The organism is Curtobacterium flaccumfaciens UCD-AKU (assembly GCF_000349565.1).
In the GTDB taxonomy this organism is placed as follows: Bacteria; Actinomycetota; Actinomycetes; order Actinomycetales; family Microbacteriaceae; genus Curtobacterium; species Curtobacterium poinsettiae.
In genome coordinates, this window is the sequence record NZ_KB714631.1 from 425639 (window position 1) to 430585 (window position 4947).

2 protein-coding genes are annotated in these 4947 nt (G+C 74.3%); both read left to right on the top strand.

The window, feature by feature from the left end:
• The coding region (locus tag H489_RS35655) for a hypothetical protein (RefSeq protein WP_040420062.1) at positions 1-2202 on the top strand (2202 nt) is incomplete at its 5' end.
• A gap of 165 nt (positions 2203-2367) precedes the next feature.
• On the top strand, positions 2368-4947 hold a 2580-nt coding region (locus H489_RS35660; protein WP_017888679.1), incomplete at its 3' end, for a DNA polymerase III subunit gamma and tau.

Sequence of the window (4947 nt, forward strand, 5' to 3'; positions counted from 1 at the left end):
GACGTGGCGGGAACCGCCGAGCCGGGTGCGACCGTCGTGGTCGACCTGGGCGACGGTCGCAGCGAGTCGACCACCGCGGACGACGACGGCGCCTGGAGCGTCTCGGTCCCCGGCGTGCCGGCCGGCACCACGACCGTCAGCGTCACGCAGCGCATCGACGACACCGAGTCCGCGCCGGTGACCGTGGACGTCCGCGTCCTCGTCGCCGACCCGATCACGATCGCCACCCCGGCGGACGGGACCACGATCCGGGTCGCCCAGCGCGACTCGCTCGCGACCCTCACCGCCGCGGGTGCGGCGGAGGCCGGTGCCGAGGTCCGTGTCACGATCGACGGCGGCGACGCCGTGACCGTGACGGCGACCGACGCCGGAACGTGGAGTGTCGGGCTGCCGGACACCGCCGTCGGTGCGCACACGATCCGTGCGACCCAGACGGTGGACGGCTCGACGTCCGCGCCGGTCCGCAGCACCTTCACCGTGGCACCCGGCGCCGCGTTGACGGTCACCGCCCCGGCGGACGAAACCACGTTCACCGTGCCGAGCACCGACCCCACCGCGACCGTCCCGGTCGGCGGCGCAGGCCAGCCCGGCGCGACGGTCCGCGTCGTCCTCGACGACGCCGACCCGGTCGCGGTGCGCGTCGGCACCGACGGGCGGTGGGAGACCACGCTCGTCGACGTACCGGCGGGGGACCACACGCTCGTCGTCACCCAGGTTGTCAACGGCACGACGTCCGACCCGATCGAGCGCGACGTGACGGTCGTGGTCGCCGCCGCGGACGCGATCGTCGTGACGGCCCCGGCCGACGGCGCCGACTACCGCGTGCTCGGCGGTTCGACCGATGTCCGCGTGACGGGAACCTCGGCACCGAACGCCGCCGTCTCGGTCCGCATCGACGACGGCGCCGCGGTCACCACGACCGCGGACGACGACGGCGCGTGGTCCGTGACGGTGCCGGACGTCGCCGAGGGGTCCCACACGGTCACCGCCAGCCAGACGGTCGACGGCGTCACCACCGACGCTCCGCAGGTCGGCTTCACCGTGACGGCCGTGACGCCGGTCGTCATCTCGAGCCCGGCCGACGGCCAGGCGTTCCCGACCACTGGGTCGTCGACGTCGGTCCCGGTGAGCGGCACCGCCGAGCCGGGGGCGACCGTCACGGTCGACATCGACGGCCGGACCGCCTCGACGACCGCCGGCGACGACGGTTCGTGGACGGTCACGATCGGTGGCGTCCCCCTCGGGGACCACACCGTGTCGGTGACGCAGACGGTCGGCGGTCGGACCTCCGACCCGGTCGCGGTCGACGTCACGGTCGTGGCCGCACAGGCGACGGGCATCGTCATCACGAGTCCCGACCCCGGGCAGCTGATCCCGGCGGACGGCTTCGGTGACACCGGGTCGTTCACGGTGACCGGTCAGGCCACCCCCGGCGCCGCGGTGACGGTGACCCTGTCCACCGGGCAGGTCCGCACCACCACGGCCGACGACGAGGGCGCGTGGAGCGTCGTGTTCGAACGCGTCCCCGAGGGTGAGTGGACGATCGGTGCCACGCAGTCCGTGAACGGCACGGACTCGGCGGCGCCCCGGGTGCCGATCGTGGTCGACACCCTGGACCCGCTCGCGGTCACCTCGCCCATGCCGGGCGAGCAGCAGATGGCGGACGAGGACGGCTTCCACGACCTCGTGGTCACGGGGACCGCTGAGCCCGCTGCGACCGTCACGGTGCAGCCGATGGGCCGGGACGCGGTCGCCACCACGGCCGACCGGGGTGGCGAGTGGGAGGTCATGGTGACGCTGCCGGTCGGCGTCCACATGCTGCGGGTCACCCAGACGGTCGGTGGCTCCACCTCGCAGGCGCAGATGGTCCGCGTCGTGGTCATGGACGACTCGGTCGACCCGGAGGAACCGGGCACGCCCGGGACCCCCGGAACGCCCGGCACCCCTGGAACGCCGGGGGCACCCGGTCTGCCCGGTACACCGGGGACCGGCGGCGGCGGCGGCACGGGCACCGGTACCGGCACCGGGAACGGCTCCGGCACCGGGATCGGTGGCTCCGGCAACGGCACCGGTGGCCTCGCCTGGACCGGCGCGGACGTCGTCCCGATCGCCGGCACCGCGGCGGGCCTGGTGGCCCTCGGGTTCCTGCTGCTGGGGCTCTCCCGCCTCGCCGGCAGCCTCCGTCGCCGCACCCGCGGCTGAGTCCGCCACCCGCGTCACACACCGCGCCTCCCGCCCGTCGGCCAGACGGACGGGAGGCGCGGTGTCGTCCCGGCGCTCGGCCCGCCGCCGACGGGTGGTCCGGCCCGGCGGGACGACCTGTGGACGGGCACGCGGGTTGTCGGTCGTGACGGCTACCCTTGTCGCGTGGTCACCGCCCTGTATCGCCGTTACCGGCCCGAGAACTTCGCCGAGCTGATCGGGCAGTCGCAGGTCACCGACCCGCTCCGCACGGCGCTCCGCACGAACCGCGTCAACCACGCCTACCTGTTCAGCGGGCCCCGTGGCTGCGGCAAGACGACCTCGGCCCGCATCCTCGCGCGCTGCCTGAACTGTGCCGAAGGTCCGACGGACACCCCGTGCGGTGTCTGCCCGAGCTGCGTCGAACTCGCCCGCGACGGCAGCGGATCGCTCGACGTCATCGAGATCGACGCGGCGAGCCACAACGGTGTCGACGACGCACGTGACCTGCGCGACCGTGCCGTGTTCGCCCCGGCCCGCGACCGCTACAAGATCTTCATCCTCGACGAAGCGCACATGGTGACGCCGCAGGGCTTCAACGCGCTGCTCAAGCTGGTCGAGGAACCCCCGGAGCACGTCAAGTTCATCTTCGCGACGACCGAGCCCGAGAAGGTCATCGGCACCATCCGGTCGCGCACCCACCACTACCCGTTCCGGCTCGTCCCGCCCGCGGTGATGCTCGAGTACATCGAGCAGCTCTGCACGCAGGAGTCCGTCTCCGTGGCACCCGGCGTCCTTCCCCTGGTGGTGCGCGCGGGTGGCGGGTCGGTCCGTGACACCCTGTCGCTGCTCGACCAGCTGATGGCCGGCAGCGAAGACGGTGCGATCGCCTACGAGCGTGCCGTCGCCCTGCTCGGCTACACCGACGCAGCCCTGCTCGACGACGTCGTCGACGCCCTGGCCGTCGCCGACCCGGCTTCCGCCTTCGCCGCGATCGACCGCGTCGTGCAGACCGGGCAGGATCCCCGCCGCTTCGTCGAGGACCTGCTCGAGCGCCTGCGCGACCTGATCGTCGTGGCGGCGACGAACGAGAGCGCCGCCGCCGTCCTGCGCGGCGTCTCGCCGGAAGAGCTCGACACCATGAGCCGCCAGGCCGGGGTCTTCGGTGCGACGGGGCTCTCACGCTCCGCCGACATCGCGAACCGTGCCCTCACCGACATGACCGGTGCGACCTCGCCCCGGTTGCACCTCGAACTCATGACGGCCCGGATGCTCGTGCCCGAGGCCGACGACACCCAGCGCGGAGCCCTCGCCCGGGTGGAGCGCCTGGAACGTCGCGTCGGTGTCGGTGACGTCGGTGGACACGACGCCGGTGGGCACCAGGTCGGCGCCGGTGAGCAGTCCGCTCCGGCCGTCGCCGCTGCACCGCGTCGTGAGCAGCCGGCGGCCGCGGCTCCCGCAGCTCCTGCTCCCTCCCTCGCTCCGACGCCCGCTCCGGCACCGGCTGCGGCTCGCACGACGGCCCCCGAGCGCCCGGCTGCACAGCAGAGCGCGCCCCGGGCCAATTCCGGGGCCGTTGCTCGCGACGCCGCGGCGTCCTGGGCCGCGGTCGCTCCGAGCGCTCCGGAAGGGCCCGCGCAGACGCCGACCTCGACCGGGGCCTCGAAGCCCCAGGACGCGAAGTCGGCGGCCGAGCCGGTCAGTCCGTCGTCCACCGGTCAGGGCACGACGATCGGCGACGAGCCCGCCGTCCGGACCGTCGGTGCCGTCGGCTTCCAGCAGATGCGTGACTCCTGGCCGCAGATCGTCGAGCACGTGCAGCACGCCAAGCGTTCGGCGTGGTCGGTGGTCGTCACGGCGCAGGTCACCGCGCTCCGCGACGACGTCCTGACGCTGACGTTCCCGAGTCAGCAGGACGTCGCTTCGTTCAAGGAGATGTCCGATCCCTCGGCCAGCGTCAGCGAACTGCTGCGCGCCGCCATCGTCGACGTGCTCGGGCTCCGCGTGAAGTTCGTCGCCCGCGGGCCGGGTCAGCAGCAGCGTCCGCAGCAGCAGCAGCAGCAGCAGTCGGCTCCGGCCCAGCAACCTGCTCCGGCGCAGCAGGCTGCGCCGGCCCAGCGTCCGGCTCCCGTTGCCCAGGCCCCCGCCGCCGCGGCACCGGAGTCCCCGGCGCCGAAGTCTGCTGACGCGCCTGCGCCCGCGACAACGGCTGCTCCGGCGCCGGAGTCGCAGGCAGTGCCCGCTGCAGCTGCGGAGCCGGAAGCAGCCCCTGCGGCAGCAGCGGTACCCGAGGCTGTGTCGGAACAGCAGGCGGCGAAGGCCGCGCCGGCACCGGAGGCCGCGCCGGCCCCCGGAGCACCGACCTCGCCCGCGCCGCAGCGTGACGCGGCACCCGCCGATCCCACCCCTGCTCCCTCGGGCGCACCGGTGACCGACTGGGCGGTCGCGACGATCCCCGCCAACGACCCCACCGCCGACGCCGTCCCGGAGTCCGTCGAGCCGAGCTGGGCAGCACCGTTCGGCACCGCACCGGCGTCCGCACCGGTCGCCCCCGCCGAGACCACCACGACGGAGCCGACGCAGCCAGCAGCACCCGCGCGACCTGCTGGTGCCACGGGTGGGCAGCCCGACCAGCCGACCAGCCCGGGGCAGCAGGCGGCGTCTGGAGCGGCAGCCGTGCCTCCCGGCGGTCCCGTCGTGCCGGGCGTTCCCGTCGACGACTACCCGCTCGACGACGAACCGTACGACGACGGCGCACCGTTCCCC